At 48.3% G+C, this 13,903-nt stretch carries 15 protein-coding genes; 7 read left to right on the top strand and 8 right to left on the bottom strand.

The window, feature by feature from the left end:
• Nucleotides 1-17: 17 nt before the first annotated feature.
• The 3 genes from AACR41_RS03340 to rnc all read right to left on the bottom strand — a co-directional run bounded on the left by AACR41_RS03340 (nt 18) and on the right by rnc (nt 3,069).
• Complete coding sequence (locus AACR41_RS03340) at nt 18-407, bottom strand: hypothetical protein (protein ID WP_030007777.1); 390 nt, start codon at nt 405-407, stop codon at nt 18-20.
• Nucleotides 408-442: 35 nt separating this feature from the next.
• On the bottom strand, nt 443-2,164 hold the full coding sequence (locus tag AACR41_RS03335) for an ABC1 kinase family protein (RefSeq protein WP_030007776.1): 1,722 nt from the start codon (nt 2,162-2,164) through the stop codon (nt 443-445).
• Between the two features lie 128 nt (nt 2,165-2,292).
• Nucleotides 2,293-3,069, bottom strand: coding sequence for a ribonuclease III (gene rnc / locus AACR41_RS03330; protein ID WP_030007775.1), 777 nt, complete (start codon nt 3,067-3,069; stop codon nt 2,293-2,295).
• Between the two features lie 186 nt (nt 3,070-3,255).
• Here rnc and AACR41_RS03325 point away from each other — a divergent pair, with 186 nt between their 5' ends.
• Nucleotides 3,256-4,440, top strand: a complete 1,185-nt coding sequence (locus tag AACR41_RS03325) for an NAD(P)H-quinone oxidoreductase subunit H (RefSeq protein WP_030007774.1) — start codon at nt 3,256-3,258, stop codon at nt 4,438-4,440.
• Nucleotides 4,441-4,534: 94 nt separating this feature from the next.
• Entirely contained in the window at nt 4,535-5,173 is a 639-nt protein-coding gene (locus AACR41_RS03320; RefSeq protein WP_030007773.1) for an alpha/beta hydrolase, read from the top strand.
• Here AACR41_RS03320 and AACR41_RS03315 read toward each other — a convergent pair.
• On the bottom strand, nt 5,170-6,189 hold the full coding sequence (locus AACR41_RS03315) for a DMT family transporter (protein WP_030007772.1): 1,020 nt from the start codon (nt 6,187-6,189) through the stop codon (nt 5,170-5,172). The two genes, AACR41_RS03320 and AACR41_RS03315, sit on opposite strands and share 4 nt — an antisense overlap.
• Before the next feature lie 242 nt (nt 6,190-6,431).
• Here AACR41_RS03315 and sppA point away from each other — a divergent pair, with 242 nt between their 5' ends.
• The 4 genes from sppA to gatB all read left to right on the top strand — a co-directional run bounded on the left by sppA (nt 6,432) and on the right by gatB (nt 9,923).
• The gene (gene sppA, locus AACR41_RS03310; RefSeq protein WP_012308133.1) at nt 6,432-7,250 is read left to right on the top strand and encodes a signal peptide peptidase SppA; all 819 of its coding nucleotides are present in this window, start codon (nt 6,432-6,434) and stop codon (nt 7,248-7,250) included.
• Between the two features lie 39 nt (nt 7,251-7,289).
• Nucleotides 7,290-7,679, top strand: coding sequence for a chorismate mutase (gene aroH, locus AACR41_RS03305; protein ID WP_030007771.1), 390 nt, complete (start codon nt 7,290-7,292; stop codon nt 7,677-7,679).
• A gap of 76 nt (nt 7,680-7,755) precedes the next feature.
• Nucleotides 7,756-8,316 (top strand): Uma2 family endonuclease, encoded by a 561-nt coding sequence (locus tag AACR41_RS03300; protein ID WP_030007770.1) that lies wholly within the window; start codon nt 7,756-7,758, stop codon nt 8,314-8,316.
• Between the two features lie 116 nt (nt 8,317-8,432).
• On the top strand, nt 8,433-9,923 hold the full coding sequence (gene gatB, locus AACR41_RS03295) for an Asp-tRNA(Asn)/Glu-tRNA(Gln) amidotransferase subunit GatB (RefSeq protein ID WP_030007769.1): 1,491 nt from the start codon (nt 8,433-8,435) through the stop codon (nt 9,921-9,923).
• A 130-nt stretch (nt 9,924-10,053) separates the two neighbouring features.
• On the opposite strand, the gene AACR41_RS03290 is transcribed toward gatB, so the two are convergent.
• Nucleotides 10,054-10,371, bottom strand: a complete 318-nt coding sequence (locus tag AACR41_RS03290; RefSeq protein ID WP_012308130.1) for a DUF7734 family protein — start codon at nt 10,369-10,371, stop codon at nt 10,054-10,056.
• Between the two features lie 120 nt (nt 10,372-10,491).
• On the opposite strand from AACR41_RS03290, the gene AACR41_RS03285 reads away from it, so the two are divergent.
• On the top strand, nt 10,492-11,685 hold the full coding sequence (locus tag AACR41_RS03285; protein WP_030007768.1) for a response regulator: 1,194 nt from the start codon (nt 10,492-10,494) through the stop codon (nt 11,683-11,685).
• A 100-nt stretch (nt 11,686-11,785) separates the two neighbouring features.
• Here AACR41_RS03285 and psb27 read toward each other — a convergent pair whose 3' ends face one another.
• From psb27 to AACR41_RS03270, 3 genes are all read right to left on the bottom strand, one after another.
• Entirely contained in the window at nt 11,786-12,325 is a 540-nt protein-coding gene (gene psb27 / locus AACR41_RS03280) for a photosystem II protein Psb27 (RefSeq protein ID WP_071884935.1), read from the bottom strand.
• Nucleotides 12,297-12,809 carry a hypothetical protein gene (locus AACR41_RS03275; protein ID WP_138071537.1) on the bottom strand — a complete coding sequence of 171 codons (513 nt, stop codon included), beginning with the start codon at nt 12,807-12,809 and terminating at the stop codon, nt 12,297-12,299. The genes psb27 and AACR41_RS03275 overlap by 29 nt, the downstream gene beginning before the upstream one ends.
• 144 nt (nt 12,810-12,953) lie before the next feature.
• On the bottom strand, nt 12,954-13,903 hold a 950-nt coding region (locus AACR41_RS03270; RefSeq protein ID WP_030007765.1), incomplete at its 5' end, for a hypothetical protein.

The following is a 13,903-nucleotide window of genomic DNA, read 5'->3' as shown; positions in this document are numbered from 1 at the left end:
TGGGCGCTAAATTGGCCTTAAAAAATATTGAAAGAATCAACTTCTAAGGCTTTTGATCCGCCTTCCCGGAGAATGGCAAAGACTCGCTCTAATTGTTTCCATAAAAGACCCACAGTGCCGATGGTTAAAGGTAAAGACAAGCTGTAGGCAAACCAAGCGGGGATAAAAAAGACTTCTAAACCACTGGCGAGAAAAATACTCATGCCCATACCAATGCCAAAGAGAGGCAGTTGTAAATCAATGGTGGATAACTGTTTGCGAATATCGTCGTTATTGGCAACAATCCCCCGTGCTTTGAGCTTCAGGGTACTCTGGAACGCAAAGCCGCTAGTTAGGGCAATAAACAAGCCAAGGCCTACCAACAAAAACGGCGGCTGCGGAATGTAATAGTAATAATATTCTTCCATGGATTTTTTAACAAAACTTTATTAACTAGCCTTCATTATGACCGAGATTGGGCGAAACTCGGCAAAACAGCCGTTAAACGCTTACCGGAAAATTGGCGGAGATTTGACCAGGCGGCCCCCAGTAATTTTTGAGGTTGAAATTCGTCTTTCAGGAGCGCCCAGAGTCGTTGTACTTCTTCGGTGTGGAGGCGATCGTCTTCCGTTAAGGCCAGGAGGATCATCCGCCGAATTTCTTCACCTTCTTCGGACATTAAATACTGGAAACCCATTTGGGCCGTGGGTAAAATATCAAACTGATTATCGGCCTGGGCGATCGCCAACATATTTTCGAGGCGATGCCATTGAAACTTGCCGTCTTTAAAGAGTACTTCTAGGAGCTTGCGGCGTAGCTCTGGGGTCTCAGCAGTTAACAAGCGTCGGGAAACATAAGGATAGGAAATTTCGACGATCTTGAAATCCGGATTCAGACTTAGGGCCAATCCCTCCTGGGTCACAAGGGAGCGGATAATCAGCGCAAACTTGGCCGGCACCCGGAACGGATATTCATACATCAGCGCCGAAAATTCATCGGTAATCGTCTTAAAATTGAAATCACCGACACTTTCCCCCACCGCTTTTCCTAATACTTTTTCTAGGGCCGGAATAATCGGACGGATATCTGTTTTAGGGGCGAGAAAACCCAATTCCACAAAATCCTTCGCCAGAGTTTGATAATCCTGATTAATCAGCTGGACAACGGAACTAGCAATGGTCTCTTTGGTGGTGTTATCCAATTGATCCATCATGCCGAAATCAATGTAGGCCATGCGTCCATCAAAGGTGGCAAACAAATTACCTGGGTGGGGATCAGCATGGAAGAAACCATGTTCTAGCAATTGTCGCAGTCCCGTGGTCACGCCAATTTCAATAATTTTGTCAGGGTCTAGGCCAGCGGCGCGGATGCGGTCTAATTCGTTGAGCTTATAACCTTGAATCCATTCCAGAGTGAGAAGGCGATGGCTTGTATATTCCCAATAAATGGCAGGGACTTTAACAGTGGGATCATCGCGAAAATTAGCGGCAAATTTCTCGGCGTTGCGACCTTCGTTAATGTAATCAATTTCTTCAAAAAGCTTGGTGCCAAATTCATCAACAATCAACGTCAAGTCATGGCCCAAGTTGAGGGGAAGATAGGGGGCAAACAGGCTTGCCCCTAAACGCATCAGGTACAGATCAAGGGTCAGCAGCGGGAGTAATTTGGGACGTTGTACCTTAACGGCAACTTCTTCACCACTATACAAACGTGCCCGATAGACCTGGGCGAGGCTGGCTGCCGCGACGGGATGAGGAGAAATTTCTTGGTAAATGTCATCGACGGGACGACCGAGATCTTTTTCAATAATCGCAAAGGCAATCTCGTTATCAAAAGAAGGCAGTTGATCCTGGAGCTTGATTAATTCTTCGAGAAAGTCGGGACGAATCAAGTCCGGCCGGGTTGAAAGGGCTTGCCCCACTTTGATAAATGTCGGCCCTAAGCGGGTCAGAATTTCACGCAGTTCGTTGGCGCGACGGGCGCGGGTTTCGGGGTCTTCTTCGCGTTTACTATCTAGCCACAATTTGAAGGAAAACCACCCAAATAGCCAAATGATCGTAAAGGCCCGCCACAGGGATTGCCAGGGTCGCCAACGGTAATGTTTGGCGATCGCCTTGGCGTCATAGCGGGTCAAGGTGGTAGAACCAAGTTTGTGGTCGGGGGCAACGGAAGGATACTGGGTCACAGTGGTTTCGCCGTCAATGAATTGTGTGGTTTTGTAAAGTAAATCACACTATATTGTATCGAAATTTTTCGCAGCGACACCAAACCAAGCCTGCATCGGGGATCAAGCACAGCCATTTTCTCGCCCAATTAAGGGGATTGGCGCGGGGTGATTTGGGTGGCAAGGGCTTGGAGGAGGGCAAAACGATCATCTGTTGCAGGTGGTTTAGGAGACGGCTCGGTGGGCACTGATGAAGGGGTTAATTTTTGTAAAGCAACCTGGGCCGCGGCTTTTTGGGCTTGCTTCTTCGAGGCCGCTTGACCCCGGCCCCATTCCTGTCCTTGGAGATAAACCGCCACCGTAAAAGTTTTTGCATGGTCGGCCCCGGATTCATCTAGGGTTTTGTATTTCGGAATTTCACCGTGGTTTGCTAAGGCCCACTCTTGCAATTGGCCTTTGAAATTTTGGGCGAGGGGATCGCTTGGTTGTTGCACGAGGCGATCGGCTACGGGAATCACTAAGGTTTCAACAAAGGCGATCGCCGCTTCGATCCCCGCGTCTAGAAAGTAAGCCCCGACGACCGCCTCAAAGGTATTACTCAAAATTTCTGGGTTTTGCCTGGCCCCTTCCTTTTCGGCCCCTTTGCCGAGGCGCAAGATCTGATCAAGATCCAACACCTGAGCAAATTCAGCGAGCTGGTGGCGATTATTTTCTAAACTGGCCCGCAACCGGCTCAGTTCCCCTTCCTGAAAGTCAGGATAACGCTCATACAGTAGCTTTCCCATGATGAACTTGAGCACCGCATCGCCTAAAAATTCCAGGCGCTCATTGTCTTGGATTGTCTCTGGTTGTTCGTTGGCAAAGGAGCGGTGGGTCAAAGCCTGTAACAGAAGAGGCGATCGCTGAAAGGGAGGCAAGCTTGTCATGGTTAAGCGAAACTTTATAATGTTCAGAGAGTAAATAAACCTAGCGTCAAACCATCTAAAAGCCAATCACTGCAACTCATAAGCAACGGTGATTCAGGAGATTGGAAAAACGCAATGCACAAACAAACCATCTCACCCCATCACCAGATTTAATTTAAATAAGCATAACGGAAGACCTGCGGATCCATGACAAGAATTGAAACTCGTACCGAACCTATGGTGATTAACATGGGGCCTCACCACCCCTCCATGCACGGCGTATTACGCTTGATCGTCACCCTTGACGGGGAAGACGTCGTTGATTGCGAACCCGTCATCGGCTATCTGCACCGGGGTATGGAAAAAATTGCCGAAAATCGCACCAATGTCATGTATGTCCCCTATGTGAGTCGTTGGGACTACGCCGCAGGGATGTTTAACGAAGCGATCACCGTTAATGCCCCCGAAAAACTCGCCGATATCGAAGTGCCGAAGCGCGCCCAATATATCCGCGTGATCATGCTGGAGCTGAACCGCATTGCCAATCACCTCCTTTGGCTTGGCCCCTTCCTCGCGGATGTCGGTGCTCAGACGCCTTTCTTCTACATCTTCCGGGAACGGGAAATGATCTATGACCTGTGGGAAGCCGCCACTGGAATGCGCCTAATTAACAACAACTATTTCCGCATTGGTGGTGTAGCCGTCGATCTGCCCTACGGTTGGAACGATAAATGTTTAGATTTTTGCGATTATTTCGATCCCAAAGTTGATGAGTACGAAAAACTAATCACCAATAACCCCATTTTCCGCCGCCGGGTAGAAGGGGTCGGCACGATCGCCCGCGATGAAGCGATCAACTGGAGTCTGTCAGGGCCAATGTTGCGGGCCTCTGGGGTGAAATGGGATCTCCGCAAAGTGGATCACTACGAGTGCTACGACGATTTTGACTGGGATGTACAGTGGGAAACTGCAGGGGACTGCTTTGCCCGCTATTTGGTACGGATTCGGGAAATGCGCGAGTCAGTGAAAATTATTCGCCAAGCTCTGAAAGGAATGCCCGGTGGTGCCTACGAAAACCTCGAAGCCAAGCGGATGTTAGAAGGGAAAAAATCCGAATGGAACGACTTCGATTACCAATACATCGCGAAAAAAGTTGCGCCGACGTTCAAAATCCCCGATGGCGAACATTATGTCCGTCTCGAAAGTGGCAAGGGAGAAGTGGGAATTTTCATCCAGGGCAATAACAATGTGTTCCCCTGGCGCTGGAAAATTCGTTCGGCAGACTTCAATAACCTCCAAATTTTGCCCCACCTGCTGAAAGGCGTGAAGGTAGCGGACATTATGGCGATCCTCGGTAGCATTGACGTGATTATGGGTTCCGTTGACCGTTAATTGTTCTGAGTGAGAAATGTGAAAGAGGGCTATGGCGGCTCTCTTTTTTTGTTTGCGGTATTTAATGTTTTGAAAATTTGGAGAATAGAAAATTATGGCGATCGCCCCGTTAGAAAGTTTAGAATTTGCCAACTGCCCACCGGAGACCGCGCAATATTTGGTGGTGATGCTCCACGGTTGGGGGGCCAACTACCATGACCTCAAGCCCTTGGCCCGGATGCTGGATCTTCCCCACTGTCACTTTCTTTTCCCCAATGCACCTTTTCCCCATTTCCAAAGTCCCCAGGGGCGGGCTTGGTATGCCCTGGAACGGGAAGATTTTCAGGGTTTGCCAGAGGCGCGTGATCGCCTTTTTCAGTGGCTGCAAATCCTACCAGAAAATACGGGCATTCCTCCGGAACGAACCGCGATGATTGGCTTTTCCCAGGGAGGCGCGATGACCCTCGATGTCGGTTTGCAGTTTAATTTTGCCGCCCTCTGTAGCTGTAGCGGCTATCTCCATTACGACCCAAGTACCAGACAAACCCAAGATTATTCACCCACGTTACTAATCCACGGCACCCAAGATCCCGTGGTGCCGATCCAAGCAGCCCACCAAGCCAAAACCCAACTGGGTCAAGTGGGCGTTCCCCTCGACTATTTTGAATTTTCTGGGGGCCACGAAATTCCGGCGATCGCCTTAGCCCGAATATCCCAGTTTCTAAACCAGCATTTGCTTCAGAAAGAAACCTAATTTTGTTTGCTGCTTTCGACGGGAATTTTACTGTCTTGGGGCGTGCCTACCCCTGCCGCAGCTTCAGCTTGGGAAAACCAAGCGGCAATTTTTTCCCGTTGGTTAATTAAATAAATGCTCACCAGGGTCAAGCCTACACCGACCCATTGTAGGGGGCTCAGTTTTTCGTTGAGGAGGACATTGCCGAAAATTAGAGCAAAAACAGGGGTGAGAAACGTCAGGGCGCTAAGACTAGTTAAATTGCCCTCGGACGCCAGGTAGAAAAATAAACCATAGGCGATCGCACTGCCAAAAATCGTGGCATAGGCCAAGGCCCACCAGCCCGACGTGCTAACAAATTGCCATTGCAGGGTTTCTAGTTGATCCGAGGCGATAAAGAGAGGGATGCCGCCGAGAATCATGTGCCAGCCCGTTGCCATCACCGGATCCGCATGGCGACTGACATAACGGATCAAAATCGTGCCCACTGCCATCGATAGGGAAGCCCCCAGCATCAACACTTCACCACTAATACCGAGGTTTTCCCACTGAAAAAAAGAAAGATCTCCCTGGAACAGCGCCAAAATCCACGCATCAGGAATGCCAATTAAGCTAATCCCCAAAATCCCGAAACCTAACCCTAGCCAACCCCAGAAGCCGATTACTTCCCCAAATAGCCAACTCGATAAAAGGGCCACAGCAAGGGGTTGCGAGTCAATCATCACGGAACCCAATCCTGCTCCTGTTTTCACGAGTCCCTCTGCTAAAAAGCCTTGGAACATGAGGCCATCGACTAGGGCAAAGAGGCCAATCCAGAGCCAACCCTGCCAAGAAATGTGGCGATCGCGTCCCGATAGGAGTCCGAACAGCAACACCAATAATCCCGCTGGCACTAAGCGCAACCCTCCTAGAAAAAGAGGTGTGGTCTGGGGAATCACGCCCTTCATCGCGACCATGGCCGTACCCCACAGGAAAAAGGGTGCAATCAGTACCAAGGGAAATTGACTAAAGTTCGACTTCGAGAGATTGAGGGCCATAAATTCAGGGCAACTATAAAGACTCGCGGTAATGTGTAGTAATGTTAAGCATAGGGGAAATTTATAATTTTTGTTGTTCTTTCCCGTACAGTCCCCCCGCCACTGGCCCCCAAAACTTGCCCACTACCGCTGAAAAAACCACGGTAAGACCCAGCGGATCAGTTAGCATAGGGGATTAGTGCCCTCAACGTCTAATCTGCAGGGCCTGCTAATATTTCATTATTTATTTTTGACAAATACCTATGGTGTGGCCGTTTCCTCCGAAAACCCGTAAACAAGTTGCGCGTATTGAAATCACCGGGGCGATCGCCGCTGATACCCGAAAACGAGTCCTGAAAGCCCTCGAAGAAGTCGAAGAGAAAAAATATCCGGCCCTGCTGTTGCGGATCGATTCCCCTGGGGGCACCGTGGGCGACTCCCAAGAAATTTATTACGCCCTCAAAAAACTCCAGGAAAAAACAAAGATTGTCGCCAGCTTCGGCAATATTTCGGCTTCCGGGGGCGTTTACATCGGCATGGGAGCGCAGCACATCGTTGCAAATCCGGGGACAATTACAGGCAGCATCGGCGTTATTTTGCGGGGCAATAACCTAGAGCGGCTCCTCGAAAAGGTTGGTGTCTCTTTTAAGGTAATTAAGTCTGGCCCCTACAAGGATATTTTGTCCTTTGACCGGGAGTTGACCGAGGCGGAAGAAAATATTCTCCAGGAAATGATCGACGTCAGCTACGGCCAATTTGTCAAAACCGTCGCCGAAGCCCGCAATCTGGATGTGGAAACAGTGAAAACCTTTGCCGATGGTCGCATTTTTACCGGAGAACAAGCGCAGGAGCTTGGTGTCGTTGATCGCCTCGGTACTGAAGAAGACGCCCGCATTTGGGCCGCAAAATTAGCGGGCTTAGATCCAGATAAGGCAGAATGTCGCACCATTGAGGAACCCAAACCCCTGATTACTCGCCTTTTGAGTCGCAATCAACTGAGTTCGCCCGTGGGGAACGCCCTTAATTGGGTAGAATTTGAACTGGCAACGGCGGGACAACCCCTGTGGCTCTATCGACCCTAATTTCGAAAATTTTTGATACTTGAGGCGGAGGAAACCAACGTGGACTGGAAGGTGCGGGCTATTCGAGGCGCAATTACAGCAACGGCCAATACCAAGGAGGCGATCGCCGATGCGGTGCGGGAACTACTCGATGACATTGAAGTCCGCAACCAACTAGACCCCGAAGAAATTATCAGTGTGGTGTTCACTGCCACCGCCGATTTGGACGCTATTTTTCCGGCGGCGATCGCCCGGCAACGGCCCAACTGGGATAATGTGCCCCTCCTCGATGTGCAGCAAATGGCTGTCCAAGGGAGCCTAGAGCGTTGTATTCGCGTTTTAATTCACCTCAATACCCCCAAACCCCAGGCGGAGATTTACCATTCTTACCTGCGCCACGCCCAAAACCTCCGCCCCGATTGGCACCTCGCCCAAATTGCGAGCCGTTAACGTTTAACGATGTCTGGAAAAACAGTCCAGTACAATGGGAAGCAATGAAGTTATTTCCCTAAAGAAACTTCCGCCCATGGTTGCCACCTCGACAAACCGTTATAGCTTTGAAGCGTATTGCCAATATGATGACGGCACCGATACCCGCTACGAACTTGAAGATGGCAATTTAGTTGCAATGACGCCCCCCACCTTTCGCCATATTTTACTTGCGGAAAAATTAGGCGATCGCCTGAAACAAGAAATCACGCGCTTAAATCTCCCCCTGTATTGCCTCCGGGAAACAGGGTTGCGGGTCGGTTACGCAAAATCACGGATTGCCGATTTGATGGTGGTTGATCAACAAAAGGTTGCCGCTGCGGTGGATCAAGCTGGCATCTATCAATCGACACCCAACTTGGTCGTGGAAATTGTCAGTCCAGAGTCGGTGATTCGAGATTACCGTTATAAGCGCTCTGAATATGCGGCGATCACCGTTCCGGAATATTGGCTCATTGATCCGAGCGCCGAAAAAATTACGATTCTGACTTTCAATGAAGGTCTATATGATGAAAGGATTTTCACACAAGAAGAGAAGCTGGTTTCACAACAGTTTCCTGAATTGACCCTGACCCCACAGGATCTCTTTGCTCTCTGAGCTGTAATAACAATGCTTTTTCCTTGGTATCACCCTAACCGAGCACAGTAACTCAACCAGCCAAGGATAGAATAGAGGCTATTGATTTTTGTACGTTTCCTAAATAAAAAAGTCCTATGGCAGTTGCAGCACCCCGCAAAACCGAGTATGAAGCGATTATTGGGCTCGAAACCCATTGTCAGCTCAATACCGCCAGCAAAATTTTTTGTCATTGTTCTACTAAATTTGACAGCGACCCCAACAGCAATGTCTGTCCCGTCTGCCTAGGCTATCCTGGAGTTTTGCCCGTTTTAAACGAAAAGGTGCTGGAATCAGCGGTGAAAATGGGCCTGGCCCTCAAGGCAAAAATCAGCCCCTACAGCAAATTTGACCGGAAACAATATTTTTATCCAGACCTACCCAAAAATTACCAAATCTCCCAATTCGATCTGCCCATTGTTGAGCATGGTCACCTAGAAATTGAAATCGCCGACAAACCCAGTGACCCCCCAGTCAAAAAAACCATTGGCGTGACCCGCCTCCACATGGAAGAAGACGCCGGAAAATTAGTCCATGCCGGGAGCGATCGCCTCGCGGGTTCCACCTACTCCAAAGTGGATTTTAATCGTACCGGGATTCCTTTGTTAGAAATCGTTTCAGAACCGGATATTCGTTCTGGCAAAGAAGCTGCTGAATACGCCCAGGAATTGCGCCGCCTCGTCCGTTATCTCGGCATCGGCGATGGCAACATGCAAGAAGGCTCTCTCCGCTGTGACGTAAATATTTCCATTCGTCCTGTCGGCCAAGAAGAATTCGGCACCAAAGTCGAAATCAAAAATATGAACTCTTTCAGTGCGATCCAAAAGGCGATCGACTACGAAATCGAGCGACAAATCAAAGCCGTCGAAACAGGGGAACCCATCTACCAAGAAACGCGCCTCTGGGATGAAAGTAGCCAGCGCACCTTTAGTATGCGGAAAAAAGAAGGCTCCAGCGATTACCGTTATTTTCCAGAGCCAGACCTGCCCCCCATCGAAGTGACCCCAGCACAACTAGAAAAATGGGCTGCCGAACTCCCCGAAACCCCCGCCCAAAAACGAGAGCGCTACGAAACCGAGTATGGTCTGTCTTCCTATGACACGAGGGTTTTAACCGACGACCGCGACGTAGCTGAATACTTTGAAGCGGCTGTGGCGGCTGGGGCAGATCCCAAACAAGTGACCAACTGGGTGACCCAAGACATCGCTGCCCACCTGAATAAAAATGTCGGTCTAACGATTGTTGAGCTTCCCCTAAAGGCAACGCAATTAGCTGAACTTGTTAATTTAATTCACGATGGCACCATTAGCGGCAAAATTGCCAAAGAAATTCTCCCGGAACTGTTAGAGCAAGGCGGTTCGCCCAAGGCAATTGTTGATAGTCGCGGCTTGACCCAAATTTCAGACACAGGTGCCCTAGAGGCCATGGTGGACGAAGTTTTGGCCGCCAATCCTGAGAAAGTGGAACAATTCCGCGCCGGAAAAACAAAGTTACAGGGCTTTTTTGTGGGGCAACTGATGAAGAAAACCAGCGGCCGTGCTGATCCGAAACTGCTCAACCAAATCCTGGCCCAGAAACTGCGGGGCTAGAAATTTTCTTGGGGTGAGGGGATTGTCCCCCCAGGTAGACTGGGCTATATTAAAGATAGTAGATGCACCCTGATGATTGGGGGAGTCACAAGGTGGCTCTCCTTTTTTTGTCGGTTAGAGAAATTAGTCTTTAACAGATGTCGGCATCGCTCAGGTATTGCTGCATCTGTTCTAGGGAAAGGTTTTGTTCGAGGAAAATAGGCTGGTTTGGATTGTAGGGACTTTGGAGACGATCAATCCTGAGAATTGGCATCTCTGCTAGAACTGGGTTATCGGGATTATAGTCTGTTGGCTGCATCAAAGAACTAGAAAAGCCTTTAAAAATAATAATTTGGTCTTCTATTTCCCCGTGGCCTAGGTGAAGTAGCAGCACTTCATGGGCATACTTACGGGTATAGGCTTCGAGGTGTTTGGCTAAACGGGAAAAATCTGTACTTTGGTGTGTCATGGTGATGATAGGAACAGAATAAATGACTTAGTATTGAGTATTAGTGTAGGCAATCACTGCGGTTTGTTTGTCAATTAATGTTGCAGTGGTGTTTCTATTTTGAAGCTTAAGGGTTATGCGATGACAAATGCCAACTTGCCCCCGGAAATTCCGATTCGCAATTTTGATGCAGCGAAGCAAACAACCCTTTTCCAGACCCTCAAAATGCCCCAGTTTACGGGTCGCTTGATCTTGACGGACCCGCGATCGCATCAATGGTCTTTTTTCTTGTATTTTGGTCGTCTGGTCTATGCTTCGGGGGGAACCCACTCGGTACGGCGTTGGCGGCGTCATCTGACGGCTCAAATGCCCCACATCGCGGCCAATACGCAACTATTGCAACAGGGTTTATCGGCCATTACATCCCAGGCGATTAAACTGCATTGGGAATATGATTTGATTCAAACTTGGCATGGGCAACAACGGATTACGCGGGATCAAATTCGTCGCATGATTGAGGCGATCGCCACCGAGATTTTTTTTGAAGTCAGCCAGAGTACGCAAGTCACCTACCATTTCGACCCCGTCACAGAGCAGCAGGAAGATCCGCTGATTTTAATTGACCCAGCCCAAAGTATTTTGCGAGCTTGGCGACTCTTTGAACAGTGGAATAATCTAGAGATTGCCCACCTGTCGCCTCAGGTTGCCCCTGTTATTGTTAAACCAGATCTGTTACAGGCGCGCTCTTCGGAAGCCAATTACCAGTTACTAACGAGTTTGGTCACGGGACGGCGAACTTTTTGGGATTTATCGATCCGTCTCAAACAGGATGTGCCCCAGGTCGCCCGACTCTTGATGCCCTACATGAAGTTAGGGTTTATTGATGTCAAGATGTTAGATGATCTGTCGTCACCGCTGACGAATGCTCCCCCCCAGCCGACGGCTTCAAAGCCAGTGATTGCTGAGAATCAGCCACTCATCGCCTATCTAAGCCTAGACTCCAAACAACATCAGCACCTCCGTCAAATCCTCAAGCAACAGCGTTATCGTTATTTGGCGATCGCCGATCTCACCAAGGCACTACCGGATCTCTTAACAGAAAAACCAAACTTAATTCTTTTAGATCTAGAGCTTGATGGCAACAATAACGGTCTTGAATTTTGCACCCAATTGAAAAAACTATCACTATTTCGTCAAACACCAGTCTTGCTCATGACCGATAACAATCGTCTTTTTGATCGCGTTAAAGGGCGCTTAACTGGGGTCACAGACTTTATTTCAAAGACAAGTACACCAGACGAATTACTTAAAGCACTACAAAAATATCTCCGCTAGGATCAGTGCTTTTGACCTGCTGAAATAAAAAAACCTCCCCAAGCTTTTCAAGGAGAGATTACAAAATATTAGTTCAACAATGTAAGGCTTAATTAAAAGATTAGATACCACGCTTCACAGCAATATTGGCTTTTTCAAATTCTGTCGCTAAACGTGTTTTTAATTTTTCAGGTAAGGGGCGACTACCAAAGGAACTGTAGTAACCAGCCAAAGCATTCAACGCAGTTTGCATGGTAGTGAAAGAACGTAGCCCAGAGGTTTTCGGATCACGGCGGTAGCGGGACATATATTCATTCATCTGCAAGCGGGCCGCTGCCTGCACTTCGCTGCGGTTAGGGGCATCGGCAGGTAGTTGAATGGCTTCAGTCAGATTTTCGACGACGAGTAAAGTATCATCTACATATTTCCCGGTTAGGCCACTGGCACTGGTGCCGCTACAGGCTGTTAGTCCAGTTACGCTCACCATAATCACCAGGGCGATCGCCACAAGGCGAGATAAAAATTTCTTTAACATAGTTTTTCGGTATAAAAAAGCACGCTTAGAACTAACTGTTATCCTACCGCGAAAATTTAGCCTTGTCTGCGTTGCAGTTTGGTATAGGTTTTGAAAATTATTGCTCTTCCGGCAAAATATCAACATAGAGACTGACAAGGCGATAGCGACCATCGATTTGGGCATAGGCAAGATTGAATACAGTATTGGGGTTAGTCGGGAATGCGCCTCTCATGCGTAAAATACCTTGTTCATCAAGGGTGGGTTGTTCAGAAAAAACAGGTTCCAGCTGGGTGATCACCGCAATGTTTGAATCTCGACGACGCATTGGCGCAAAAACATCGGCTAAGTTTGTTAGGCTAAATTGGGCTTGAAAAGCAGGTGCGGCTAATTCTTTCAATACACTGTAATTTCCGGTGAGGTTGGCATTATTAACCGCAATTAATGTGCTTTTAAGGAGAGACAATAATAAAAGGCGATCACCTTCAGTTTGTACAGCAGGACGCAGTTGAGGTTGAGATTCGTTCTGAGCATAAGTAGGAGTGATGGCCATTGTCACACTAGACAAGCTCACCACAATAAATCCCACAATACGAGCAAGAGTGATTGGGGAATATTGGTTCATTGTCATTGATGGTAAGAAAGTTCTTTAAAAGAATAGCCCCAAATTCTACTAATGACATGAATTAGGAGAACTCAGGGCTATATCCACTATATTTTTGAAGTGATTTACTGTAGCTAGCGAACTACGCGCATCCTTCGAGTCATAAATCGCTTAGAAGCTCAAGCCAAGACCTGCACCAGCGGAGAAGGTATCAGCATTCAAACCCCAACCAGCGCTAACTTTGAAGGTCGCGGCCGTGCCAGTGCTGTTGGGATCAGTGAAGAGGAACTTGGCAGCAGTACCAATTGCGGTTTCATCTTCGAAGGTACCAAAACCTAAACCAATAGCATAGCGGTGGCCAGGACGAAGCTCAGGTTCTGCGTTCTCCATGGCGATACTGGAAGCGATCCCTGTTCTGAGCTCTTTTCTGAGCTCACCGATAACATTTCTGTTTACACCAACACTGTTATCACTGTTGATGACGAGGAGATCCTCAGAGCTACTGTCGGAGAGACCATTAAGAATCGTTGGACCATTGAGAGTAGTTACACCATCTACCTCAAGCGTACCTGCCACGTCGAGAGTATCAGTTGTAATCGCACCGGTATTGTCGATGCCATTGGTTGTCGTTAAACCCTGAATATCCACAGCACCGGCTGCATTTAGAGTATCAGTATTGATAGCTCCGGTGTTATTGATGCCATTGGTTGTGGTTAAACCGTTGAGAGTTGTTTCGCCAGTAACATTGACATCACTATCGAATTGTGCGTTGCCAGTAACGTTGAGATTACGGCCGACATTAACATCTCTACCAGCATTGACATCTCTACCGGCATTGACAAATCCACTGGTTGGATCTCCTACCTGGATGTTGGCATTGAGACTTCCATTTGCATTGATATTGCCATCATCAGCAGTGATGTTGCCAGTTGCAGTGCTGATGCCAGTCTGCGCAGATACATTAGTGCCCGCGTTGACACTGCCGCTGGAATTGATGTTGCCATTCTGTGTAGTAATGTTGCCATTTTCTACAGTTAAAGCATTTTGCACATCTAAGGTGCCATTAAGATCAGAGTTACCATTAACAGTAGTGGGGCCGTTAAAAGTGGATGTACCAGTGA

This window comes from Picosynechococcus sp. NKBG042902 (assembly GCF_963864045.1).
In the GTDB taxonomy this organism is placed as follows: domain Bacteria; phylum Cyanobacteriota; class Cyanobacteriia; order Cyanobacteriales; family MRBY01; genus MRBY01.
Note: the sequence above shows the minus strand (reverse complement) of the source record. Positions and strands in the feature narration are given on the sequence as shown.

What these genes read in the sequence shown, in the direction of transcription:
- AACR41_RS03340 (WP_030007777.1), bottom strand. Translation starts at nt 407, where the DNA reads ATGGAAGAATATTATTACTATTACATTCCGCAGCCGCCGTTTTTGTTG.
- rnc (WP_030007775.1), bottom strand. Translation starts at nt 3,069, where the DNA reads ATGACAAGCTTGCCTCCCTTTCAGCGATCGCCTCTTCTGTTACAGGCT.
- AACR41_RS03325 (WP_030007774.1), top strand. Translation starts at nt 3,256, where the DNA reads ATGACAAGAATTGAAACTCGTACCGAACCTATGGTGATTAACATGGGG.
- AACR41_RS03320 (WP_030007773.1), top strand. Translation starts at nt 4,535, where the DNA reads ATGGCGATCGCCCCGTTAGAAAGTTTAGAATTTGCCAACTGCCCACCG.
- AACR41_RS03315 (WP_030007772.1), bottom strand. Translation starts at nt 6,189, where the DNA reads ATGGCCCTCAATCTCTCGAAGTCGAACTTTAGTCAATTTCCCTTGGTA.
- sppA (WP_012308133.1), top strand. Translation starts at nt 6,432, where the DNA reads ATGGTGTGGCCGTTTCCTCCGAAAACCCGTAAACAAGTTGCGCGTATT.
- AACR41_RS03300 (WP_030007770.1), top strand. Translation starts at nt 7,756, where the DNA reads ATGGTTGCCACCTCGACAAACCGTTATAGCTTTGAAGCGTATTGCCAA.
- gatB (WP_030007769.1), top strand. Translation starts at nt 8,433, where the DNA reads ATGGCAGTTGCAGCACCCCGCAAAACCGAGTATGAAGCGATTATTGGG.
- AACR41_RS03290 (WP_012308130.1), bottom strand. Translation starts at nt 10,371, where the DNA reads ATGACACACCAAAGTACAGATTTTTCCCGTTTAGCCAAACACCTCGAA.
- AACR41_RS03285 (WP_030007768.1), top strand. Translation starts at nt 10,492, where the DNA reads ATGACAAATGCCAACTTGCCCCCGGAAATTCCGATTCGCAATTTTGAT.
- psb27 (WP_071884935.1), bottom strand. Translation starts at nt 12,325, where the DNA reads ATGTTGATATTTTGCCGGAAGAGCAATAATTTTCAAAACCTATACCAA.
- AACR41_RS03275 (WP_138071537.1), bottom strand. Translation starts at nt 12,809, where the DNA reads ATGACAATGAACCAATATTCCCCAATCACTCTTGCTCGTATTGTGGGA.